The following is a 23,336-nucleotide window of genomic DNA, read 5'->3' as shown; positions in this document are numbered from 1 at the left end:
ACCCCCTTAAATCATCATCGATTCTCAAAACGATTATAGTCAAGTAATCCAAATTCGATCGGTTGATTTGTACGGTACCAATTGTGGATACGATCGCTAAACGGCCAGAATTTTTCCGAGCTACGGCGAATCGCAAAACTATCCAACAACTTAACGTAATCGGCTTCGTTTTGAATCGCGCTAAACTGATCGACAAATTCTTTTACTTGGTTTTCTTTAAGCGAGAAAAATGCTGCTGGGTAGCTACCGACAACGCCGCGCACGATGGTCATATCGTCGTTGGCGAAGTCTCGGTTGCTTTCTTCATCAAACAAACTCGAAATATTGGTGTGCGCATTATTGTGAAGTAGGGTGAACAGTTCGTCCTTACCTGACTTACTACGCACCATCAGCATCGTGATTTGTGGGACGGTTTGTAGCCCTTCACCACGCACTTGACCGATGCGTTTTAGCTCTTTTTCCGTTTTATCTGAAAGCGCAGTATCGGTAATCTCATAACGCGGCAGCAGCACTGGCGATAAGCGTTTGCGCATCATGTTCAGTAGTTCGGTTTTTGGATCGTCCGTTTTGTAAACAACGCTGGTCGGTTGATTAAAAGGCTTCACGTTACGTTGCAAAAAGTCACTAAGCTGAGGGCTTTGATCTTGATACCAGCTCGATTGAAGCTGGTGGCGCATATCCGCAGGCAACAAGGTAACAAAGTTACTCTCGCCTTCAAGACGTAAGAAGTCCATGAACATACGCGTCATCAACTGGTGACCAAAGTTACCGTATACGTCAAACCCTGCTACCAATAGGTAGTGAATACGCTCTAGCAAAGCGTAATCTAAGATCCAGACTGTTTTTGGCTGCTCGCCAACCAAACCTTGAACTACAGAGGCACTGTCGAAATGACGGAATACTGTTAATGCTGCATTTGGGTTGGTGCCGTTACCATCCCAAATGACGTCAGTCGATAGGTTTTCGCCATGCTTAAACCAGTTGTTCGTGAACTCAGATTTCGCTTCAAGATAACGCGCTTGTTGGCGTGCGTACTTAACCCAGTTCGTGACTGGAAGCGTATTACTTTCTTGTTCGGCTGGCAGTTTTAAGTTATCTGCTTGTGAACGGTAGAACTCGTTAACCTCAGGAATGTCAGCTTTGTCTGGGTCTAAGAAGAATACCCAGAAGCGATCATTGATGACGTTAAGTGCAAGCTGACCACGACAAACAGGGCCTTTAATGTACGCCATTATGGTGTTTTGCGCGTTATCAAGCATGAATTTGAAGCGAGACCTCACTGGCATATCAATGAATGCCGTCATCGGGTTAGCTGCAACTTCTGGCTCGTAGCTAGGTAGCTGAGTAACGGAGTAATCCGCTTCAATAAACCATTTTTTCCAGTTACTGATGCGCTGTTTGTTGAGCGCAAATGGCATGTGCGTTTTGTCAACAATAGTGCCTTGTTCTGGAATGATTCGGTAGTAGACGCGTTCAACGCCCGGATCGTCGTAAGGGCGACGAGTGGAAATGCGTTTTACTGGCTGTCCTGGTGGCGTTGCGGAGCGCACCAGAGTAAAGAAGCGAGGTTTTTCGCTCAACTCAGAAAAGTACAGGTGCGACAGGAACAAGTGCTCGTAAATGTAACGCGACATCAACTGGTTTTTGAGGTCTGAATGGTTGAGCAGTGTTTCGTATTGATTGATTTGCGCCTGCTCTTGGTCACTGATTGGCATGTGCATATTCATGATCGCGCCGTTTTCTAGCCAAGTCATCAGCGTGTGGTATTCGCTGTTGGTTAGATTCGGCATACCAAATGGCATTCCCCAGTTTGGGTTGTCTTTTTCGTACTGTTCGTACTCTTCAATTGTCGGGCAGGTTTGCTCACGATCAATCGAGAAATCAAAACCTTCTAATTGCACTTGGTCTGGCAAGGGATGGCGCTCTTTCTGTTGCAATAAACGAGCGATAAGGCCAGCTTCAAGGTTTGCCGCCATGCTTTGGTCGCGTTCATTCAAAACAGGGTGGAAGCCAGCGTCGCGCCATTCTTGGGTGGTTTCTGCATCTTCAAACAAGCGAGTAGGTGCAGCCGCTGTCAGGCGAGTGCCTTCATAAACCAATGCTTTCGATGCTCCGCGGTCGATCCCTTCTACTGATGAGAGTTTTAGCTGACATGGCGCATCGTAGCAGGCGTGGCAAACCACACAGCGGTTATCGACGATAGGTTTTACCTCGCGTTGGAAGAAATCTGCCTGTGGCGTTTCAACGCTGGCAGTACGCTCACGAACCAACTGAGGGCCGAACAGTTGGTCAAAGTTCAGGCCAGCATAAGTAGCACAACCAGCAAACAGACTGGCAATGCAGAGTATAAAAATTAGACGCAAATTCATTGAGTTATTTTGAGTAAATTGAATTTGCATTAATTAAAGCAAAATAAGTGACGAAATACCAAAAATCGAGACAAATAGCCGCGCTTTCTTTACCTATTTATGGATTTAAATAGATAACCCTTACGGTGAATTGTCTGAATTTGATCTGGTGGCATGCCTTCGGCAATCAAGCGTTTTCGCATTCGGCTGATGTGCATATCCAGCGCTCGGTCATGATCAGTGAACGGACGTTGCAAAACGGTTTGATAGAGGAAAGGTTTGGTCAGTACTTTATCTTGATGCTGAATGAGCGTGCGCAGCAGTTCAAACTGAATGGGCGTGAGTTGGATATCCGTCTTCTTTGGTTGGCTTTGAATCGTAACAGACTGCGTGTACTTATCGAGTGTAAGTACATGATCTGCTGAAGAAGAGTGACCACAATCTTGGCTATCAGACGTTAAGGTTGGCAAAACTGACAAGGTTGCTTGATCGCTCACGTTGATATCCAGATTAATAATGAAATTGCGAACCATTATCATTAATGGTTAATCAAAAATCAATGCAATATATAAAGAAGATATTCAAATCGATGATGACAAGTGGTTGGTAAATGTGCTCATTGTCCGGCCTGTTATTGCAACGCTATGCCAGTTGAGATGAGATTTGGTTATATCTTGTATAACTTCAATCGTTTTTTCAGCAGGCATACCATAAAGGAAGTTTTTAACGTGAAGGAATAAAAAACGTGAACTTTCGCAAAAATACTCTAGTACTCACGATGCTTGCAACGGCAGCTCCGATTGCCGCACAAGCAGCTTCTAAACCCAACATGCTGGTTATCATGGGTGATGACATCGGCTACGGTAACATCTCTGCTTACAACCAAGGCATGCTTGGCTACAACACACCAAATATCGACAGAATTGCGCAAGAAGGTGCGCTTTTCACTGCGTACTACGCGCAGCAATCCTGTACTGCGGGTCGTAGTACTTTCATTACTGGTCAAATGCCAATCCGAACCGGTTTGACGAAAGTAGGCCTACCGGGTGCAGAGCAAGGTCTTCAACCGCAAGACATTACAATGGCGACGGCACTTAAAGACATGGGCTACGCGACAGGCCAATTTGGTAAAAACCACCTTGGTGACAAAGATGAAATGTTGCCAACAAACCACGGTTTTGATGAGTTCATGGGTAACCTTTACCACTTGAACGCGGAAGAAGAGCCTGAAAACCCTGATTACCCGAAAGATCCTGCGTTCCGCAAAAACTTTGGCCCGCGTGGCGTAATCCATTCTTATGCCGATGGCAAAATTGAAGACACAGGTCCTTTGACGCGTAAGCGCATGGAAACGGTCGACCAAGAAACGCTAGACGCGGCAATGAACTTCATGGAGCGTCAAGTTAAAGCGAACAAGCCGTTCTTCTTGTGGTACAACGCAACGCGCATGCACATTTGGACGCATGTGAAAGAAGAAAACCGTACAACAGGTTTGGGTGAATACGCAGATGGTATGGTAGAGCACGACAACATGGTTGGTGAGTTGCTAGATAAACTGGATGATCTGAAAGTAGCCGACAACACCATCGTGATTTACACCACCGATAATGGTCCGATGAACGCGACCTGGCCTGATGCAGCATTTGGTCCTTTCCGTGGTGAGAAAAACACAGGTTGGGAAGGTGGCTTCCGCGTACCAGCAATGGTTCGTTGGCCTGGGCACATTGCACCAAATACGAAGTTAAACGACATCTTTGCGGGTGAAGACTGGTTCCCAACACTGCTTTCTGCGGCGGGTAACAACACCATCAAGCAAGACTTGCTGAAAGGCTACAAATCATCGTCTGCTGATCGCACATACAAAAACCATTTAGATGGTTACAACCAAATGAATTACTTGATGGGTAAAGACAAAGAATCTGCTCGTGATGAGTTCTTCTACTGGTCAGACGATGGCGACTTGCTAGCAATGCGTGACAAGCGCTTCAAGCTTCACTTCAAGATCCAAGAGCATGAAGGTTGGGATGTTTGGACGAAAGAGTTCACAAACCTACGTATACCAATGATCTTCGACCTTAAAGTTGACCCACTAGAGAAGGGCGACCAAGGCTTCGGTTACGAAACATGGCAGTTCAACCACGTATTCTTGCTTGTTCCTGCTCAAGCGAAAGTAGCGAAAGTTCTGAAATCATTCAAAGAGTTCCCACCACGTCAAGAGATCCCAAGCTTCTCGGTTGATAAAGTGATGGAACAAATGAAGAACCTAAGTAAAGTTCAACAAGCGAAAGGTTAATCCTAAGCGTATTTGAACCCCCAACGGTTCGCAGTGATGATCTATCTTGGTTGTCGGCGCGAACCGTTTTTTATTTTATCTATTTCGCAACCCTCTAATCGTTTGTTATCTCTTCCTGCCATTCCTTGCGTTAGCGAATCTTCTCTTATCTAAACGCCTTCAGATCTTTGTTGTCGCCGTGTGAATATGTTCGCGGAAATTATTAAACCCCATTGCCTTTATTCTCATTTTGAATATTCGCAAATCCGGAGGTTGTGAACTATACATTCTGTTGCAGGAAGCACTTTTCTAATACACACAGAGGTTTATATGACAGCGAAATATGGCGTTAAACGCCGATTAGCGATTCTTGCCGCGGCTTTAATTGGCGCGACAAGCAGCAGTATCGCGGCAGAAAAACCTAACATTCTCGTCATCTGGGGTGATGATATTGGCCAGTCCAATCTCAGTGCGTACACCTTTGGCTTGATGGGATACAAAACACCAAACATCGACAGCATCGCGAAAGAGGGCATGATGTTCACAGATTACTACGGTGAACAATCTTGTACTGCGGGTCGCTCCACCTTTATTACCGGCCAGACTGTGCTCAGAACGGGTCTAAGTAAAGTGGGACTTCCTGGTGCCGATTTGGGCTTGCAACCTGAAGATGTGACGATTGCAGAGCTTCTAAAGCCCATGGGTTATATGACAGGTCAGTTTGGTAAAAACCATTTGGGAGACAAAGACGAACATCTCCCTACTAACCACGGCTTCGATGAATTTTTTGGCAACCTTTACCACCTGAACGCTGAGGAAGAACCGGAGAACGTCGATTACCCTAAAGATCCTGAGTTCCGTAAGAAGTTTGGCCCACGCGGTGTGATTCGCTCTTACGCTGACGGCAAAATTGAAGATACAGGGCCTCTGACTCGTAAGCGTATGGAAACTGTCGATCAAGAGACGTTAGATGCGGCACTCGACTTCATGGATCGTGCAGTAAAAGCGAAAAAACCATTTTTTGTTTGGTGGAACTCGACTCGTATGCATTATCGAACTCATGTAAGTGAAAAGAACTCAGGGGTAACAGGCATCAGTACTTACGCTGATGGGATGGTGGAGCACGATAACCACGTTGGTCAACTACTGAAAAAAGTGGATGATTTAGGCATTAAAGACGACACCATCGTCTTCTACTCAACCGATAATGGCCCACACATGAACTCGTGGCCCGATGCGGGTACAACGCCATTCCGTGGCGAGAAAAATACCAACTGGGAAGGTGCGTACCGTGTTCCTGCAATGGTGCGTTGGCCGGGCAAAATTAAAGCGGGTTCTGTCTCGAATGACATCATGCACCACATGGACTGGATGCCGACTTTGGTAGCTGCCGCTGGTGATGACAACATCAAAGAGAAGCTGCTAAAGGGTTATAGTGCTGGTGGCGAAAAATTCAAAGTTCATCTCGACGGCTATAACTTCCTGCCATACCTCACTGGTAAAGAAGAGAAAGCACCGCGTGAAGAGATATTTTACTTTACTGACGATGGTGATTTGAGTTCGATCCGATATAACAATTGGAAAATCGTCTTTTTGGAGCAGCGTGCAAAAGGCACATTACTCGTTTGGGCCGAACCTTTTACACCATTAAGGGTACCAAAAATCTTTAATTTGCGCATGGACCCTTATGAAGTTGCGGATGTTACCTCCAACACGTATTACGATTGGATGATGGATAGGGCATACATGTTAGTTCCGGCGCAAGCGTACGTGAGTAAGTTCCTAGAAACCTTCAAAGAGTTCCCGCCAAGGCAAAAAGCCGCAAGTTTCTCGCTTGATCAAGTGATGGAGAAGCTGCAAGAGAACCCGAATAAGTAGGTTTGCTGCACGATCAAAACTTCAAATCGAGAGGCTCTGATGAGCCTCTTTTTTTGCGCACCGTTTAAGTTTTTCTTAAAACTCATGTAATTACTTGTCCAAAAAGAAAAAGTCATCCTACAGTTGATGAAGAACAAAATTAGAATAACAAGGATCGTTATGACTCAGTGGGCAAGTTGGAAGCAGGCAATAGTGAGCCTTGCTATGCTCGTCAGTTTTTCTCTGTTTGGACAGCAAAACGCCCAAACTCCACCAGAAGTTGTTCAAGCTCAGTTTATTGGTAATGAAACGTGCATCGATTGTCACCAAGTCGAAGTGGAAGCGTGGCAAGGCTCGCACCATGATATGGCGATGCGCCATGCTGATTCAGAATCCGTACTGGGTAACTTCGACAATCAAGCCGTTGAGCATCAGGGCAAGGCAAACTGTTTTTTTCGCAAAGGCGATGAATATTGGGTCAACATCCAAGGTCCAGATGGACAGTGGCACGATTACAAAATCAGCTATACGTTTGGTTGGGTGCCATTACAACAGTACATGGTGGAATTTGATGATGGACGCATACAACTGATTCCTTTTGCTTGGGACTCGAGAAGTGTGGAACAAGGCGGGCAACGTTGGTTTCATTTATATCCAGACACGACCACAACCGATGAGTTTTACTGGACCAATACAGGGCAAAACTGGAACTTCATGTGTGCTGATTGCCACTCGACCAACTTGAAGAAAAACTACGACGCGCAAAGCAATACTTATCAAACAACGTGGTCGGAAATCAACGTCAGCTGCGAAGCGTGTCATGGCCCGGCAAGTCTGCATGTGGAAATGGCGAAACAGGCCAAGCAAAATGGAATGCCAATTGCCACCGCGAATCATTATGGTTTTTCTCGCGATCTTTCAGCCGCAGTCAAAGAGTGGGTCTACAAAGAAGGGCACAGTACGCTTCAGCCAAAAGACATTGTGCCAACCAACCAAGTTCAAACTTGCGCTCAGTGCCACAGTCGACGTACCCAGTTGAATGAAGAAGCGGATCACGTCAAAGGTGCATTTCTTGATAAGTATCGTCTGAGTTTAATTACCCCTGAGCTCTACTATCACGATGGCCAAATTTACGATGAGGACTATGTCTACGGCTCGTTTTTGCAATCGGCCATGGCAGAGAAAGGCGTAACGTGCACAAATTGTCACGATCCACATACCGCCCAACTTAAAATCCCTGAAGAAGCAGTATGTGCGCAATGCCATGTAGCGTCAGATTATCTGCCAGAAAACCACACCTTTCATCAAGCGAACACCGAAGCATCGAAATGCACAACGTGCCACATGCCGGAGACGACTTATATGCAGGTAGACCCGCGTAGAGACCACAGTTGGCACGTTCCCCGCCCAGATTTAAGCAAGCATATTAATACGCCCAATGTTTGTACTGCTTGTCATGATGATAAAGATGCGAAGTGGGCCGATGAGCAGATTGGTCAATGGTTCCCAAAATCAAAGTATCGCAACACTCAGCACTTTTCGGTCGCATTTTATGCAGACGCGATAGGTCACCGAGGTGGTTCAGATGCCTTGGCTTATACGGCTCAAGATTCTTCCATCAGTGACATCATTCGCGCATCGGCTTTAGAGCGAATGGCAGGCAATACTGGCCAGAATACGTTGGTTGCGCTTGCTCGCGCCGTGAAACATGAGAACGAGATGATTCGACTGGGTGCTGTTGCTGGCTCGGCAGGGTATGACTTTAGTGACCGTTGGCAGATTCTACAGCCGTTGCTGAGTGATCCAGTGTTGTCGGTGCGAACCGAAGCGGCTGCTGCGCTAGTCAGTCATTATGGGGAAATGAATCCGCTACAAAGAGAGCGCATTCAAAAACCGTTAGATGAATACATGGACATTCAACGCTTTAATGCCGATCGCGGATTTGGGCGAACCAACTTAGCCAATGTATATCGTAGTTTGGGAGAGGCTAATAAAGCGATAGAACTGTATCAACAAGCTATCGACATCGAACCTTATTTCGAAAATAGCTACGTCAATTTAGCGGACATGTATCGCCGACAAGGTGATGAAGCCAAAGCGGTACAAATTCTGAATGCGGGAATGAAAGCACAACCGAAATCAAGTTCGCTGCCTTACAGTGCAGGGCTTGCGCTGTTAAGACAAGGCAACAGCAAACAAGCTAATCAGTATTTAAAACAGGCTGCAGAAAGTGCGAAAAATAACGCTCAGTATTGGTATGTGTACGGTTTAGCGTTGGAGAAAACTGACGTATTAGAAGCGAGCAAGGCCTTAAACAAGGCGTTTGAAGTTGGTGGCGACCCACGGCATCTTTATGCCCAGTGCGAAGTGTTAGCGAGAAACTATCGACAAGGCGGCGTTGCATTTGCCTTTGAACAGTGCACCAAGCAGCTTGGTGCACATGCTCCTGCGGAAGTTGTTCAACAGCTCAAAGCGACCGTGACTACAAAGAAATAGGTTCGTAATGCGCAGCGGCTAGGTGCGTTTTGATTCTCTCTCGCAATGCAATATGAGCAGGGTTGTTTAACTCACGTTTATGGTAGACGAACTTGTAAGGGATAGTGCATATAGAAATGGGGCAAGGCAGAACTTGAAGCTTAAGGGCTTTGCTCCATTTGTTCGCAAAAGATTGAGACACTAGACCTAAACAATCGCGTTGTGCGACGTACAACGCCATACCAGCAAGCGAAGATGTGACGAGATCCACTTTTCTTTCCAAAATGGTTTCCTGAGCAAGTTGCTCAAAACCCGACATGTTGTTCCATTTGCCTGAAAACAAACAGTGAGTTTCATCATAAAATTGTTCTTTGCTCAAAGTGCCTTGGATTCGAGGGTGTTGCTCTCGACAAATAATGACGGCCTTTTCTTCGTACGCCTCCTCCATAACAAACGCCGCATCTTTTGTGACCACTGTATCAATTACAAGATCTACTTTTTGTTGTCTTAAAAGCTCAAACAAGATGTATTTTTCGGGAGGTGACTCGTAAAAAATGGCATTTTTTATCGGGCTCATAATGTGCAGCAGAATCTCTGAACAGCACACCTCAAAGTGCTTCTTCTCCATGATAGCATTATCAATAATACTCACCGCTTGCTCAAACTGAGGCAGTAGTTGATACGCCGCGGATGTCAGCGTAATTCCCCGTCCTTTTTTCACAAATAATTGCTTATCTACGACTTGCTCTAAACGCTTTATTGCAGCGCTCACAGCAGGTTGCGTAAGCCCCAATTGTTCCGCGGCTTTTGTATAAGATTGAAACTCCGCGACAACAAGAAAAGTTTGGATCAAATTTAAGTCCATAACGTTACTCATAAATTTAATTTATAGGTTAACTAATTTTGACTGCATTTATCGCCTGAAATTAGTGCTTTATCTTATATCAACAATGGTATTGAAAAGCGAATACCATTTTTTACGCACTAGCGAACTCTTGGAGATAATATGAAAAATGCGACCAAAACGAGCAGTAAAAAACTCGTACTTAACGCATGTACGTTAGCATTAGGCGCTGCTTCTGCAGTTGCACACGCAGCGGACAAACCCAACATTCTTGTCATCTTTGGTGATGATGTTGGTTACTGGAACCTTAGTACCTACAACCAAGGCATGATGGCGTACAACACGCCAAACATCGATAGCATTGCTAAAGAAGGTGCGAAGTTCACTAACTTCTACGCACAGCAAAGTTCGACAGCAGGCCGTTCTGCATTCATCACTGGTCAAATGCCAAAACGTACTGGTCTATCAAAAGTGGGCTTACCAGGCGCTCCGGAAGGTATCTCGGAAAAAGATCCAACGATTGCAACCATGCTTAAGCAAATGGGTTACGCAACCGGACAATTTGGTAAGAACCATTTAGGTGACCGAGACGAACACCTTCCTACCAACCACGGTTTTGATGAGTTCTTCGGCAACCTATACCACTTGAACGCGGAAGAAGAGCCAGAGAACGTGGATTACCCTAAAGATCCAGAGTTCAAGAAAAAATTTGGCCCTCGCGGCGTTATCCATTCTTACGCTGACGGCAAAATTGAAGATACCGGCCCTCTAACTCGCAAACGTATGGAAACAGTAGACGGTGAGTTCCTAGAAGCGGCTGAAACGTTCATCGACAAGCAAGTTAAGGCAGACAAGCCATTCTTCGTTTGGTTTAACACCACTCGCATGCACAACTTCACGCACGTTCCTGAAGAGTACCAAGGTAAAACCGGTGCTGGTTTCTACGCTGACGGTGTGAAACAGCACGATGACCAAATCGGCGAACTACTGAAAAAAGTGAAAGATCTTGGTGTTGATGACAACACTATCATCGTTTACACCACAGATAACGGCCCGATGGTTGACCTATGGCCAGACGCAGGTATGACGCCATTCCGTAGTGAGAAGAATACAGGTTGGGAAGGCAGCTTCCGTGTTCCTGCTCTTATCAAATGGCCTGGTCACATCAAAGCTGGCGAAACCTTTAATGGCATGATGTCTCTTGAAGATTTCTTCCCAACATTGGTTGCAGCAGCAGGTGACACTAAAGTTAAAGACGAGCTACTGAAAGGTAAGAAAGTTGGCAAGATGAACTACAAAGTTCACCTAGATGGTTACAACCAATTGCCATACATCACAGGTAAGTCAGACAAGTCTGCTCGTAACGAATTCGTTTACTGGAGTGATGACGGTGACTTGGTTGCACTACGTTACGGTAAATACAAATACCACTTCATGATCCAAGAAAATGAAACGGGTATGGATGTATGGCGTAAACCATTCACTAAACTTCGTGTTCCATTGATCTTCGATTTGAGCATCGACCCATTCGAACGTGGTGACCAAGGTATGGGTTACTCTCGTTGGATGTACGAGCGTTCATTCCTAATGATGCCAGCGGTAGAGAAAGTGAAAGAGGTAATGGGTACGTTTAAAGAGTTCCCACCTCGCATGGAAGCAGGTTCATTCGTACCTAAGTCTTCTAAGTAATAAAGAACATCGATAATCCATAGCGCTCTTCGGAGCGCTATATACCCAAATAGCTTCCCGTTTACTGCACTACGCTTACGAGGTTATTTGGGTATATTTAATAGTGAGAAACGTATGAGTAAGATTTCCCCTCGCCATTCTACTACCATGCCTATTGTTCCTCTTAAAACGGCTTCTAAAGCACCGGTTTCGGGCGCGTATGACCGTCGATTCCATGTGATGGCAAAGCCGGGCGGAGCAAAATGCAACATCGATTGTCAGTACTGTTTTTATCTGCATAAAGAAAATTTACTGCACCAAGAAAAGCAGCCAAAAATGGACGACGCAACTTTGGAAGCGTTCGTGAAAAGCTACATCGAAAGTCAGGATGGCGAAGAAATTGTTTTCTCATGGCAGGGTGGGGAGCCAACGCTGCTTGGGTTGGACTACTTCCGCAATGTCGTAGCTCTGCAAAAGAAACATCAGCCGAAAGGCGTTCGCATTGAAAACGACCTTCAGACCAACGGCATTTTGCTAAACGATGAGTGGTGTGCGTTTTTAAAAGAGCACAACTTCCTAGTTGGCTTGTCGATTGATGGGCCACGAGAGCTGCACGATAAATATCGCAAAACCCGTAGCGGTAAGCCGACGTTTGATCTGGTGATGAAAGCGGTAGATAAGCTCCAAGCGCATGGCGTGAAATTCAACGCGTTGGTGACGGTGAATCGTCACAATGCGAAATACCCGCTCGAAGTGTATCGATTTTTAACCCAAGAATTGGGTGTGACATATATTCAGTTTGCACCGGTGGTTGAAGCGAACGACTTCCAAACAACCGCACCGCAGTTTTGGAACGAACAGATGATCCCAACCAAAGGTAGTGATCTGGCGAAACCGGGTCATCCAATGTCTGTTGTGACGGATTGGTCGGTCGATCCTGAAGACTGGGGACGCTTTTTAATGGCGACCTTTGAAGAGTGGGTGAATAACGATCTTGGCCGTGTACTGGTTAACCTGTTTGAAACCGCGGTAGCGCAAGTAATGGGGAAACCGTCTCAGCTTTGCGTGACGGCTGAGTTTTGTGGCAAAGGCTTGGCGATTGAGCACAATGGCGACGTGTTCAGTTGCGACCACTATGTGTACCCAGAATACAAACTCGCCAACATTCATGAACACTCATTGAATGACATGGCCTTCTCTACACGACAATACACCTTTGGCATGGCAAAACGCGAATCTTTGCCGACGTATTGTAAGCAGTGTCCCTACTTGCCTTATTGCTGGGGCGAGTGTCCGAAAAACCGTCTGATCAAAACGCCGAATGGCGAGGCTGGACTAAACTATCTGTGTTCGGGAATCAAAATGTTCTTTGATTACGCATTACCGATGTTGGTTGGTCTTGCACAACTTCTCCAATCTGAAGAACCGCAAAGATAACATAGTGAATATAACCTTAAGTTATTTCATTTGTTCTTATACTTAACTATTGAAAAGACGGCTTAAACCACTGAAAAGGTACCCTATGAACCACGCACAACAAGCGATAAAAGAACTCATCGAACAAACAGAAAAAAGCGTCATTGGACAAAGCCACGTGGTTCGAGCTTTAGTCATCGGGTTATTAACGAACGGGCACATTCTTCTAGAAGGTTTGCCGGGAACGGCAAAAACACGTTCTGTAAAATCGTTGGCCAACTTGTTAAACACCAGTTTTGGTCGAATCCAGTTTACGCCAGACCTTTTGCCATCGGACGTGACGGGAACCGAGGTTTATCAAGAGTTGGATGGCAAGCCGCAACTCCATTTTCAGCCAGGGCCAATTTTTAACAGCATAGTGCTTGCCGATGAGGTCAACCGTGCGCCAGCCAAAGTACAAGCAGCACTGCTTGAAGCCATGGCAGAAGGCACAATCACGGTAGGCGATAAAACTCACGTATTGCCAGACTTGTTTATGGTGCTTGCAACGCAAAACCCAGTAGAACAAGAGGGCACGTACCCGCTGCCAGAAGCGCAAATGGACCGTTTTATCATGAAGGTTACCGTCGATTACCCAGAAGACGACGCTGAACGTGACATCATTCGTTTGGTGCGCAGTGAAGAATTAGGTGCGGAAACCAGCAGCGAAATTATTACGCCAAAACACATCGAGCCAGACGTGGTGCTAGAAGCGCGCCGTCAGTTACCAAACATCGTGGTATCAGACCTAGTGGAAAACTACATTGTAGCGTTAGTGATGGCGACTCGTAAGCCAGAGCGTTATGCCGATTCAAACTTAGCAAAATGGATTGAGATTGGCTCTAGTCCTCGTGCTTCCATCGCACTAGACAAATGCGCTCGTGCGTATGCGTGGATGCAAGGACGTGACCATGTCACTCCTGACGATGTGCGAGCCATGGTTCCGTCTGTACTGGGCCACCGTTTTTCTTTGACCTACGATGCACTAGCAGACGGAGTCGATCACCAACGCGTCGTGCAAGAGCTGCTAGATTTTGTAGAAATTGGGTAAGCGGGAGGCATTATGGCTAAGCCAACTCTTGCGCCAAAATCACAGGGGATGGATCCCCGTTTGTACTGCGATTACGCTCGTTTAGTACGTTTGCAAGCACAAGCAGAATCATTCAGTTTACTTCCTCATCTAAAAGCGGGCAGCGTACTCTCAGGCCGCCACAATTCGCTGTTTCGCGGTCGTGGATTGAACTTCGAAGAGCTGCGCCATTATCAATTGGGTGACGACATTCGTAACCTGGATTGGAAAGTCACGATGCGCACAGGCAAGCCGCACGTGCGCAGCTACACCGAAGAAAAAGATCGCAACGTGATCGTGTGTGTCGACCAGCGCAGCGCAATGTTTTTTGCTTCGACGCAAGTAATGAAATCGGTCGTCGCGGCAGAAATCGCGGCCATGTGTGGGTGGCGCGTGTTAAAAGATGGCGACCGAGTCGGTTTTGTCATCGCATCCCAACAGGCGTTGTTTCACAGCAAGGCGCAGCGTTCGCAAAACGATCTTCTGGCTCAACTTAAGCGTCTCGCTAAAGCCAATCAATCGCTCAATGTGGACTCCCGCAATTCCGAAAAAGTGACGTTCAGTCAATGGATTGAGCTCATTAAACGCATGAAGCTCAAACAATCCACTTTGATTTTTATCAGCGACTGGAGCGACTGCGAGGAGCACCATCTTGACCACCTTAAACAGCTACAACAGCACAACGATGTTCTCGCCGTGATGGTCAGTGACCCATTAGAACAAGCGCTACCAGACGATTTGGCAAAATCGAAATGGGTGGTTGGTGATGGGCAGTATCAACTCAATTTAGACAGCAAAGCAAAGGTAGAAGCCGCGAGCGCAAAGCTTGAGGCTCGAACTAGCTTACAGCGTCAGTCACTCTCTCAACTTATGGCGATGAAACACCTTCCGCACATTGAACTCGATACGACAGGCGAGCACATTAAACAATTTCAAAAACTGGTAGGAGGGCGTTAAATGAGTGGTCTTCCTACGCCTCCGAGTACCTACATACTCAGAGAGCTACATGATGTGGCCGTGCCACCAAGCGTGAGTTGGTATCCGCAAACTATTGGCTGGAAAATTTTAGCGGCGGTTGCGCTCATTGCATTAGTGTATGTCGCGTATCGTTTGGCTCAACAGTGGTGGTGTAACCGCTACCGACAAGAAGCTCTGTTGACGATTTCGCAAATCAAACCGAGCGACAAAGGCATGCCTAAAGCATTGTTCTCTGTGCTTAAAATTGTGTTGATTCATGTTGATAGCCGTAACGCGAAATTGTTTGATACCGCCTTTTTGCGAAAGCTCGATGCGCTATATCCGCAAACCGGAGATTCTCAAGCAAACTCGCAAGTGGTCTTTAACGATGAGCTTTCAAAGCGCTGGCTACAAAGTATTGTTGACCCAAGCGTTATGCTAACCAACGAAGAGCGAGTAACGCTTATTGCTCGTGCGAAAAACTGGGTGAGTGAACACCGCTGTGATGCTCAAAAAAACGCGGCAAAGAAATCTCCATTATTGAAACGCAAAGCAAATCAGGGAGGTCAACATGAATGATCTTCTTGCATCGCTAACTGGTTTGTCTGGTTTTGAATTTGCTCACCCAATGTGGTTTCTGATTTTGCCGCTGCCATTGGTGGTGTACTACTTGGTGCCTGCATATCGCACTAAGCAAATGGCGATCAAAGTGCCGTTTTTTAGTCAGTTGGTGGAAGCGATTGGCGAGACGCCGTCAGAAGGTGCAAGCCAGTTAACCCCAAGCTGGTGGCAACGAGCAACGTTAATTCTCTCATGGCTTTTGGTGGTGTGTGCGATGGCCAAACCCACCGTGTTAGGCGAGCCTCAAGTTCGCGAGAGTTTAGGGCGCGATGTGATGGTGGTGGTGGATCTTTCGGGTTCCATGGCTGAGCCTGATTTCACCTCTCGTACAGGTGAAAAAATTTCTCGCCTTGATGCGGCGAAAGAAGTGCTGACGGAGTTTGTTCAGTCTCGTAAAGGTGACCGATTAGGCTTGGTTCTTTTTGGTGATGCCGCTTTTGTGCAAACTCCATTTACCGCAGACCAAAAAGTGTGGCTCGAACTGCTTAACCAAACCGATGTGGCGATGGCAGGGCAGAGTACCCATCTTGGTGATGCGATTGGCTTAGCGATTAAAGTTTTTGAGCAAAGCGATAAGTCGCGTGGCGCTTTAGAACAAGATCAAAACAGTGAAAAAGTCGCGATTGTATTAACCGATGGTAATGACACGGGCAGCTTTGTCGAACCGATTGATGCGGCGAAAGTTGCGAAAGCCAAAGGCGTGCGAGTGCACGTGATTGCGATGGGTGATCCGGAAACGATAGGTGAAACCGCGTTGGATATGGACACGATTCATCGCATTGCGAAAGAATCCGGCGGTGAAGCGTTTGAAGCTCTCAACCGTGATGAACTGTCGGCTGCCTACGACGAGATTGGCAAACTGGAACCTCAACTTTACGAAAGCACCACATACCGCCCAAAACAAAGCCTTCACCATTACTTGATGGCGTTAGTGGTCATCATGCATTTACTCGCGTTCAGCGTCGCGACACTCAAAAGAAGGGCTGCAACACGATCATCATTAGGAGAGAGCGATGTTTGATTCTCTTAGTTGGACGCAATTCTTTACGCAGTTTCATTTTATCCGACCGCTGTGGTTAATGGCTTTGATCCCCATGTTTTTCTTGGTGTGGTTGCGCTGGCGAGAAGAAAGCAAACCAAGCTGGAAGGATATTCTGCCCGAACATTTACGCAATGCTTTGACGATAGGCGAGCGAGGTTGGCGCAAGCAACTGCCGCTTAAGCTCTTGATGCTGATTGTGCTACTCGCCATTGTGATTTGTGCAGGCCCAACTTGGCAACGTGAATCTTCTCCCTTTGGTGAAGATAAAGCCTCTCTGCTTGTGGTGCTTGATAACAGCGACTCGATGCTGCAAAAAGATCTCCCACCAAGCCGCCTTGAGCGTTCCAAACAGAAAATACGCGATTTGTTAGTTGCGCGAAAAGGCGGAAAAACGGGTTTAGTCGTGTTTGCGGGCAGTGCTCATGTGGCGATGCCTGTGACTCAAGACAGCAAAGTGTTTGACCCATTCTTGGCGGCCATTACGCCAGAAATCATGCCCGTGCAAGGTAAGCTTGCTGAAAAAGCCTTGCCGTTAATTGATCAACAATTGCAAGGTCAACCAGGCTCCACCGTTTTGTTGGTGAGCGATGGCGTGAACCCGGCCACGATTAAGCAATACCAAGCGTATTTTGCAGGCAAACCTTATCAACTGTTAATTCTTGCTGCGGGGAATACAGACATCGTGAGTAACAACCCGATGGATTTGGATTCTCTGCAAAAACTGGCCAGCCAGACCAACGGTCGATTGGTGGAAGTGACGGTCGATAACAGTGATATCGAACAACTGAATCGATATGTTGAGCGCAATATGCAGCTTAATGGCGAATCTTCAATGCCTTGGAAAGACATGGGCTATCAACTGCTGTTCCCAATCGCGTTGATCATGATGCTGTGGTTTAGAAAAGGGTGGTTAGTGCAGTGGTGCGTGATCGTAATGGTGAGCGGTACACTGTTGATGCCGACCAGTGCAATGGCGGAGAACATTTCTGTGAAAGCCGAGCAGCCACAAGTTGTGCAAAAAGTGACGACCTTCGACAAGGTGGCGCAATGGTGGTGGGATTTGTGGCTGACGCCAGACCAACAAGGACAGCGTTTGTTCAACCAACAAGCGTATTTAGAAGCTGCAAAACACTTTGTCGATCCATTACGCAAAGGCACGGCGTACTACTACGCTAGCGAGTTTGAGCTCGCGCACAGTGCGTTTTTGGAAATGCAAAACGACCCGTCCGAAGAGGTTCGAGATTACGGTCTTTACAATGCGGCGAGCGCATTGGCGCGCCAACGTGAATATTTGGCTGCTCGCGACTTGTTAAAATCCTTAGCCAGCAAGCCAACGTTGAACGAGTCGTTAAGACCTGATGTTGAGCACAACTTGAAAGTGATTGCTGGCATCGTCGATGAGATAAATCAGATGAGTGAAAGTCAAGCCGGAACAGAGCAAGAGGCGTCAACCGAGCTAGGCGACACCCCTCAAACCGCAGAAGGAGCGGATGAACAAACGTCAGCAGAGTTGATGATTAAAGAGACGTTAAGTGCAGACGACATCTTAGGTAGCCAAGAATTAGCCGATAAGTGGCTAAAGCGAGTCGAAGCGGATCCGAAGTATTTTTTACGCGCTAAATTTCAAATTCAATTACGCTCGCCAACAACGGGTAGCTCAACTACGACAACGGAAAACAATACAGAGGAGGCGGCCCAATGATGATGAATGTCCATCGCGTTACCTCTTTTGCACTTCCTGTACGGATAGTGGCATGGTTAGTGGTTTGTTTGAGTCTGTTCGTAAGTCGTCACGTTTTCGCTCAGGACATTTACGATCTTCAACGCAATCATGGTGTTGAGTTGCAAGCGTGGGTTGGTCAACAGCCAACGGCTGGAGAAAAGCGTAAAACGCCAAGTTTTAGTGTCAACGAGCAAGTCATTTTAACCATCGAAGTGGCAACGCCGCGCTGGTTTACGGGTGGGACGCGAATTGGCAGTATTGAAATGCCCAATGTTATCGCCAAACAGCGTAATCAGTTAGCCACTAACTTCACGGAGCACAAGGGCGGACAAACTTGGTCGCGTCAACGCTGGGAAGTGACTTTGTATCCACAAGCATCTGGTGATTTTGTGATTCCACCTGTCGCTGTGGGCGTTCAGGTGTCAGCACCGGACGGCGAGAAGGTGTCAGGCACACTTTACACGCAGCCGATTAAGTTCAAAACTGTCTTGCCATCGGGATTGTTGAGCGGTGATACGCCTTGGTTTTCTGCAACGCACGTAGACGTAAAACAAGAGTGGGAAACCTCCACTGAGTCACTCAAAGTTGGGGATGCAATCACGCGTAAAATCACCATTTTGGCTCATGATTCGCTATCTGTGTTGCTACCAGACTTGTTGAAAGGAGAATCAACAACCCGTTACCAAGCGTATCCTCAACCGCACCGTCTTACAGATACGCAAACACGTGGTGATTACCAGTCAACACGCACAGAAGAGAGTGTGTACGTGATTCAACAAGGTGGTGAATTAACCCTGCCAGATTATGAGTTCCGTTGGTGGAACAGTAAGACTCAACAAGTGGAAACGGTGGTGTTAGAGGGCAAAACATTTGCCGCGAAGCACACGTTGAAATCCTTCATCAAAACGTACTTTGCATGGATTGTTTCCACGCTTGTATTTCTGGGTTTTGTGACTGTTTCATTGGTAGCCATTAAACGTTACTACCGCAACAAACCGACACCAGCATGGTTGACGTTCCACCGTTTGTTAAAGGCTAAACGTTGGTCTGAAGCAAGGACCGTATTGTACAAACAATTGCGTTTAAATACGGCAGAGCTGGAAATGACCAAAGCCGATTCGAGTGAATCGTGGCAAAAAAGTGCGTCGCGAATGCAAAATGGTGAAAATAGCGCTCATTTAATGAAGTCGATGTGGCGCAAGATCCAGACCAAACAACAACGTTTTAAATTCCGTATTCCGCGAGCGTTACCAGAACTGGACAAAGTCATTGGAAGAGATGGCAATGAATAAAATGGGGCGCTACTATAGCGCCTCGTTTTTATTAGAGAATAGAGTTCAAATGAGCCAAGAGTTTATGCGCCGCGCATTGGAAGTGTCCAAAAATGCGCTTCCTGAATGTCAACCAAACCCGCCGGTTGGCTGCGTGTTAGTGAAAGACAATCAAATCGTTTCAGAAGGTCATACTCAAGCTATTGGTGGCAACCACGCGGAAGTAGAAGCGCTGAATGCATATCAAGGCTCGTTAGAATCGGTGACGGCATACGTTACGCTCGAACCGTGTTCGTTTGTAGGTCGCACGCCAGCTTGCGCGGTGACATTAGTGAAATCCGGTATTGGCAAAGTCGTCGTAGCCATGTTGGACCCAGATCCACGCAACAGTGGTCGAGGTATCGAGATTCTAAAACAAGCCGGTATTGAGGTAGAAATTGGTTTATGCAGCAAGGAAGTCAGCGAGTTTCTTACCCCATATTTAGGCAAATCTTAATGTAAGCTTTGGCCTGCACGTTAGCAGCCCACTTATGCGGTGAATGGAGTACGTCAAAATTGAGTTAAAACTCATTAAAACAGGTCGTACCGCCCATTTCTTGTACTTAGCTACGTTAACTATCATGCTGTTAGATTAAAATTGAAAAAGTGATTTTCGAAAAATTTAATAGCATGAAACCGACCGATCTTAATCTCATCCCCATTTTTATCGCCATCTACGAAGAGCGTAATTTGTCTCGGGCGGCGGCACGTTTAGACATCACCCAACCCGCGGTGAGTAAAGCGCTAGCAAGATTGCGCGATATCTACGACGAACCATTGTTTCACCGCAGTTCTTCTGGTGTTGAGCCAACATCGTTTGCTGTCGATATTTATCCGGCTATGGTTGCAGCGATAAAGAACTTTACCTCGACGCTGTCGGCATCGGTTGAGTTTGATCCTAAAGTTTCCAATCGCATTTTCTCTATCGCTTGCGTGTCGATTTTAAGCTACGAGTTGCTGCCACAGTTGATGAAGCAGATTCACGAGTTAGCGCCGAATATCGCTTTGGAAGTGCACCCGCTGTTTACTGAGGATTACGAAAGTGATCTACGCTTACAACGTTATGATTTGATTATCGATTTAGCACCACGCGGGAGAACGGTCTTGAAAGTTGAACCCGTGATCACTGAGCGTTTGATGGTGGTGTGTAACAAAGATCACCCTCGTATCGCAGAGAGCATTTCTCAAGAGCAGTTTTTTGAAGAAGAACACGTTGCAGTATCGCAGTGGCAAAGCCGAAAAAGCATGCTGAGTGCAGAAGATATTGTTGATTTGGACAAACGCAAAATCATGTATCGAGCCGCAGGAGCACTGGAAATGTTGCCGGTTATCTGCGGTAGCGAATACATTGGTTTGATGCCAGAATCGATGATTAAGTTGTTCAGTAATACCTATCATGTGAAAGCACTGCCGTTTCCATTTGATGTAACAACTTACGATCTTTGCACCATTTGGCACCCTAGTCGCACTAATGAAAGTGCTCATCAGTGGTTGCGCGCGCAAATCAAACACGCAGGGAAAGTCATCAAGAAATAGGAAGTCCATATGAAGACAATACGAGCGATTCTAAACGGCAAAAAAGCCGGTAATCCTGAGCTAAGAGACGCCATCATGAAAATGAGAGACAGGGGCGTAGATGTGCAAGTTCGCGTCACTTGGGAATCGCAAGATATGCCGCGTCTCGTGAAAGAAGCGGTAACGGATGGTATTGAGCGTATTGTTGTTGCGGGTGGCGATGGCACTGTCAATGAGGCTGCTTCGGCACTTATCCACATTGATCATGAAAGTCGCCCTGAACTTGCCATTATTCCGCTTGGTACGGCCAATGATTTTGCGACCGCGAATCATATTCCAGACTCGATTGCTGATGCATTAACCTTGGCAGTGGAAGGGCAAGCGCTGTCTGTTGATTGCGTTAAGGCGAACGATCGTTGCTTTATCAATGTTGCGGCGGCAGGTTTTGGCGCAGAAGTGACGGCAGAAACGCCTGTTGAGTTAAAAAACTTTCTCGGTGGTGGGGCTTACACACTGACTGGCGTTGTGAAGGCGCTCGGCTTCAAACCTTATGATGGCAGCATCATTATCGAAGGGGGCCGTTACGATGGTGAAATGTTGTTAGGGGCATTTTGCAACAGCCGCTTAGCTGGTGGCGGTCAACAGCTCGCTCCCCATGCGATGATTGATGATGGTTTGATGGACTTAACGCTGGTTCGTCCGTTTTTACCGCATGAATTGCCCAAAGTCATTGAAGAGATTAACAACCCATCCGAGAAAGGCGAGTTTGTGAAACACACCCGAGCCAGTTGGTTGGAGATCGATTTTCCGAATCCTCTACCACTTAACTTGGATGGCGAACCGTATCATTCCCGTAAAATTCGATTTGAAGTGCAACCAAAGAGTTTGAAGTTGGTGCTACCTAAAGATTGCCCGTGCGTGACGCACTAAGTCTAACCTTATGAGATGAGCAAAAACAAAGCCACCGATGGGTGGCTTTGTTTTATCACTATTTTTACTGTTTCAACAATAGCTCCTTGGCTAGAGGACTTTCGTTGTTAGGACTCTTCGTTGTTAGGGCTCGTTTATAGCTTTTGGATGGTATCTACGTCGATTTGCATGGTGGTCCATTCTGAATCGATTTCGCCACGAATTGCCACTTTGTCGTTTGGTGTCACGTCTAAGCCCATCCATTCTTCGTTGTCGATCTCTACTTCGATTTCGCCAGTGCTGTCTTTGAACAAGTAAGTCTCGTTACCTAGTGATTGAATGATGTGCCCAGTGAGCATTACGGCGCTGTCTTCGGTTGCGTTTTGCGCATCTTTCACTGTGTTGATTACGCTTACTTCTGGGCCATTAAAAGCGGCGAAAGCCGAGCTTGAAAGTAGGGCAAACATGGATGCCAAAATCATTTTTTTCATTATCGTTTCCTTAAATTAAAAGTAGTAAGTTGTGCCTACGTTAAAGGATGCTGTGTTTGCGTAGCTGTCTAGTTGGTATTTTGCGTTTGCGCCAATGGTGAGCTTTGGGAACACTTGGTATTCCGCACCCACAGAGAACATTGCGCCTAACTCGTTATTTTTCTCCGCGCTATGGAAAAGCGTGTTGGTCATTTCCACATCGTCGTTCGCGACAAGCTCGTATTCTTGATGTTTAGACACCTTGGTGTCGTATTGTGTGTAAGTTAGACCCGCTTTGAACTTGGTTGTCCATTTATCATTTAATGCGTAACTAAACACTGGAGCCAACGACACTTGTTTGGCTTTGATTGACGCATCCCAATCCATTTCATGATGGTAATCTTTGCCATCGACTGGCTTGATACCTAGGTTTTTTGAATGACTATCATCAAGGTCAAACTGGCTGTAACCCAGTTCCAATGCCCAGTTGTCATTAAATGCGTAACCGACAAAGCCTGAGAAAATACCATCTTCAAGTTCAGGGTTGAGTGTTACGTTGTCAGCTGAAAAGTGAGGTTCCAAATCATGGTCAGTGGTGCCTAATCCATATTCCAGACCTACATAAGGAGCCGCAGATACCGAAACTGAGCAGGTAACAAGTAACGCAAGAAGTGTTTTGTTCATTCTAATTTTGCCTCTTCAAATCAACTTAGTGAGTAGAAGCGCATTTTGTGTGATGAAGCGTGAAGTGATCGTGAAGAAATAAAAGAATTTGGCGTGCAAATAGAAAATTCCCCAAAG

The 23,336-nt window shown here is 46.5% G+C and carries 19 protein-coding genes; 14 read left to right on the top strand and 5 right to left on the bottom strand.

The features are described from left to right. Nucleotides 1-14: 14 nt before the first annotated feature. Both NL646_RS02760 and NL646_RS02755 read right to left on the bottom strand, forming a co-directional pair. Nucleotides 15-2,369, bottom strand: a complete 2,355-nt coding sequence (locus NL646_RS02760) for a fatty acid cis/trans isomerase (protein WP_140121165.1) — start codon at nt 2,367-2,369, stop codon at nt 15-17. A gap of 89 nt (nt 2,370-2,458) precedes the next feature. Further along, nucleotides 2,459-2,845, bottom strand: coding sequence for a winged helix-turn-helix domain-containing protein (locus tag NL646_RS02755; RefSeq protein ID WP_072828631.1), 387 nt, complete (start codon nt 2,843-2,845; stop codon nt 2,459-2,461). Between the two features lie 281 nt (nt 2,846-3,126). Between NL646_RS02755 and NL646_RS02750 the strand changes: the two genes are divergently transcribed. The 3 genes from NL646_RS02750 to NL646_RS02740 all read left to right on the top strand — a co-directional run bounded on the left by NL646_RS02750 (nt 3,127) and on the right by NL646_RS02740 (nt 8,973). Next, nucleotides 3,127-4,641 carry an arylsulfatase gene (locus NL646_RS02750; RefSeq protein ID WP_021451831.1) on the top strand — a complete coding sequence of 505 codons (1,515 nt, stop codon included), beginning with the start codon at nt 3,127-3,129 and terminating at the stop codon, nt 4,639-4,641. A 309-nt stretch (nt 4,642-4,950) separates the two neighbouring features. Further along, nucleotides 4,951-6,498: an arylsulfatase gene (locus NL646_RS02745; RefSeq protein ID WP_021452642.1), complete on the top strand. Its 1,548-nt coding sequence runs from the start codon at nt 4,951-4,953 to the stop codon at nt 6,496-6,498. Nucleotides 6,499-6,657: 159 nt separating this feature from the next. Beyond that, the gene (locus NL646_RS02740) at nt 6,658-8,973 is read left to right on the top strand and encodes a tetratricopeptide repeat protein (RefSeq protein WP_253663812.1); all 2,316 of its coding nucleotides are present in this window, start codon (nt 6,658-6,660) and stop codon (nt 8,971-8,973) included. Here NL646_RS02740 and NL646_RS02735 read toward each other — a convergent pair. Then, entirely contained in the window at nt 8,960-9,817 is an 858-nt protein-coding gene (locus tag NL646_RS02735; protein ID WP_005477563.1) for a LysR family transcriptional regulator, read from the bottom strand. The two genes, NL646_RS02740 and NL646_RS02735, sit on opposite strands and share 14 nt — an antisense overlap. Before the next feature lie 141 nt (nt 9,818-9,958). Here NL646_RS02735 and NL646_RS02730 point away from each other — a divergent pair, with 141 nt between their 5' ends. The 11 genes from NL646_RS02730 to yegS all read left to right on the top strand — a co-directional run bounded on the left by NL646_RS02730 (nt 9,959) and on the right by yegS (nt 22,086). Continuing rightward, the gene (locus NL646_RS02730) at nt 9,959-11,485 is read left to right on the top strand and encodes an arylsulfatase (RefSeq protein WP_005454209.1); all 1,527 of its coding nucleotides are present in this window, start codon (nt 9,959-9,961) and stop codon (nt 11,483-11,485) included. Nucleotides 11,486-11,599: 114 nt separating this feature from the next. Beyond that, complete coding sequence (locus tag NL646_RS02725) at nt 11,600-12,901, top strand: anaerobic sulfatase maturase (protein ID WP_025499466.1); 1,302 nt, start codon at nt 11,600-11,602, stop codon at nt 12,899-12,901. A gap of 85 nt (nt 12,902-12,986) precedes the next feature. Then, the gene (locus NL646_RS02720) at nt 12,987-13,970 is read left to right on the top strand and encodes a MoxR family ATPase (RefSeq protein ID WP_086494522.1); all 984 of its coding nucleotides are present in this window, start codon (nt 12,987-12,989) and stop codon (nt 13,968-13,970) included. A gap of 12 nt (nt 13,971-13,982) precedes the next feature. Then, a complete protein-coding gene (locus NL646_RS02715; RefSeq protein ID WP_015313118.1) occupies nt 13,983-14,945 on the top strand; it encodes a DUF58 domain-containing protein in 963 nt (320 codons plus the stop codon). Beyond that, nucleotides 14,946-15,524: a DUF4381 domain-containing protein gene (locus tag NL646_RS02710; RefSeq protein WP_005477551.1), complete on the top strand. Its 579-nt coding sequence runs from the start codon at nt 14,946-14,948 to the stop codon at nt 15,522-15,524. Next, entirely contained in the window at nt 15,517-16,587 is a 1,071-nt protein-coding gene (locus NL646_RS02705; RefSeq protein ID WP_029855965.1) for a VWA domain-containing protein, read from the top strand. Before NL646_RS02710 ends, NL646_RS02705 begins: the two co-directional genes overlap by 8 nt. Then, on the top strand, nt 16,580-18,310 hold the full coding sequence (locus NL646_RS02700; protein WP_253663811.1) for a VWA domain-containing protein: 1,731 nt from the start codon (nt 16,580-16,582) through the stop codon (nt 18,308-18,310). Before NL646_RS02705 ends, NL646_RS02700 begins: the two co-directional genes overlap by 8 nt. Next, nucleotides 18,307-19,623, top strand: a complete 1,317-nt coding sequence (locus NL646_RS02695) for a BatD family protein (protein ID WP_253663810.1) — start codon at nt 18,307-18,309, stop codon at nt 19,621-19,623. Before NL646_RS02700 ends, NL646_RS02695 begins: the two co-directional genes overlap by 4 nt. A gap of 49 nt (nt 19,624-19,672) precedes the next feature. Further along, nucleotides 19,673-20,098 (top strand): bifunctional diaminohydroxyphosphoribosylaminopyrimidine deaminase/5-amino-6-(5-phosphoribosylamino)uracil reductase RibD, encoded by a 426-nt coding sequence (locus NL646_RS02690; protein ID WP_025508756.1) that lies wholly within the window; start codon nt 19,673-19,675, stop codon nt 20,096-20,098. A gap of 173 nt (nt 20,099-20,271) precedes the next feature. Then, a complete protein-coding gene (locus NL646_RS02685) occupies nt 20,272-21,177 on the top strand; it encodes a LysR family transcriptional regulator (protein WP_005454286.1) in 906 nt (301 codons plus the stop codon). Between the two features lie 9 nt (nt 21,178-21,186). Beyond that, entirely contained in the window at nt 21,187-22,086 is a 900-nt protein-coding gene (gene yegS / locus NL646_RS02680; RefSeq protein ID WP_005454287.1) for a lipid kinase YegS, read from the top strand. Nucleotides 22,087-22,220: 134 nt separating this feature from the next. Here the strand turns inward: yegS and NL646_RS02675 are convergent, their stop codons facing one another. Then, a complete protein-coding gene (locus NL646_RS02675; RefSeq protein WP_005454158.1) occupies nt 22,221-22,556 on the bottom strand; it encodes a YgiW/YdeI family stress tolerance OB fold protein in 336 nt (111 codons plus the stop codon). Between the two features lie 15 nt (nt 22,557-22,571). After that, the gene (locus NL646_RS02670) at nt 22,572-23,219 is read right to left on the bottom strand and encodes an AcfA family outer membrane beta-barrel protein (RefSeq protein WP_253663809.1); all 648 of its coding nucleotides are present in this window, start codon (nt 23,217-23,219) and stop codon (nt 22,572-22,574) included. Nucleotides 23,220-23,336 lie beyond the last annotated feature (117 nt).

The organism is Vibrio sp. Y20_XG_PY13, from assembly GCF_024181925.1.
Lineage (GTDB): Bacteria > Pseudomonadota > Gammaproteobacteria > Enterobacterales > Vibrionaceae > Vibrio > Vibrio parahaemolyticus.
This window is presented reverse-complemented; position numbering and strand designations above follow the sequence as displayed.

What these genes read in the sequence shown, in the direction of transcription:
- NL646_RS02760 (WP_140121165.1), bottom strand. Translation starts at nt 2,369, where the DNA reads ATGAATTTGCGTCTAATTTTTATACTCTGCATTGCCAGTCTGTTTGCT.
- NL646_RS02750 (WP_021451831.1), top strand. Translation starts at nt 3,127, where the DNA reads ATGCTTGCAACGGCAGCTCCGATTGCCGCACAAGCAGCTTCTAAACCC.
- NL646_RS02745 (WP_021452642.1), top strand. Translation starts at nt 4,951, where the DNA reads ATGACAGCGAAATATGGCGTTAAACGCCGATTAGCGATTCTTGCCGCG.
- NL646_RS02740 (WP_253663812.1), top strand. Translation starts at nt 6,658, where the DNA reads ATGACTCAGTGGGCAAGTTGGAAGCAGGCAATAGTGAGCCTTGCTATG.
- NL646_RS02735 (WP_005477563.1), bottom strand. Translation starts at nt 9,817, where the DNA reads ATGGACTTAAATTTGATCCAAACTTTTCTTGTTGTCGCGGAGTTTCAA.
- NL646_RS02730 (WP_005454209.1), top strand. Translation starts at nt 9,959, where the DNA reads ATGAAAAATGCGACCAAAACGAGCAGTAAAAAACTCGTACTTAACGCA.
- NL646_RS02725 (WP_025499466.1), top strand. Translation starts at nt 11,600, where the DNA reads ATGAGTAAGATTTCCCCTCGCCATTCTACTACCATGCCTATTGTTCCT.
- NL646_RS02720 (WP_086494522.1), top strand. Translation starts at nt 12,987, where the DNA reads ATGAACCACGCACAACAAGCGATAAAAGAACTCATCGAACAAACAGAA.
- NL646_RS02715 (WP_015313118.1), top strand. Translation starts at nt 13,983, where the DNA reads ATGGCTAAGCCAACTCTTGCGCCAAAATCACAGGGGATGGATCCCCGT.
- NL646_RS02710 (WP_005477551.1), top strand. Translation starts at nt 14,946, where the DNA reads ATGAGTGGTCTTCCTACGCCTCCGAGTACCTACATACTCAGAGAGCTA.
- NL646_RS02705 (WP_029855965.1), top strand. Translation starts at nt 15,517, where the DNA reads ATGAATGATCTTCTTGCATCGCTAACTGGTTTGTCTGGTTTTGAATTT.
- NL646_RS02700 (WP_253663811.1), top strand. Translation starts at nt 16,580, where the DNA reads ATGTTTGATTCTCTTAGTTGGACGCAATTCTTTACGCAGTTTCATTTT.
- NL646_RS02695 (WP_253663810.1), top strand. Translation starts at nt 18,307, where the DNA reads ATGATGATGAATGTCCATCGCGTTACCTCTTTTGCACTTCCTGTACGG.
- NL646_RS02690 (WP_025508756.1), top strand. Translation starts at nt 19,673, where the DNA reads ATGAGCCAAGAGTTTATGCGCCGCGCATTGGAAGTGTCCAAAAATGCG.
- NL646_RS02685 (WP_005454286.1), top strand. Translation starts at nt 20,272, where the DNA reads ATGAAACCGACCGATCTTAATCTCATCCCCATTTTTATCGCCATCTAC.
- yegS (WP_005454287.1), top strand. Translation starts at nt 21,187, where the DNA reads ATGAAGACAATACGAGCGATTCTAAACGGCAAAAAAGCCGGTAATCCT.
- NL646_RS02675 (WP_005454158.1), bottom strand. Translation starts at nt 22,556, where the DNA reads ATGAAAAAAATGATTTTGGCATCCATGTTTGCCCTACTTTCAAGCTCG.
- NL646_RS02670 (WP_253663809.1), bottom strand. Translation starts at nt 23,219, where the DNA reads ATGAACAAAACACTTCTTGCGTTACTTGTTACCTGCTCAGTTTCGGTA.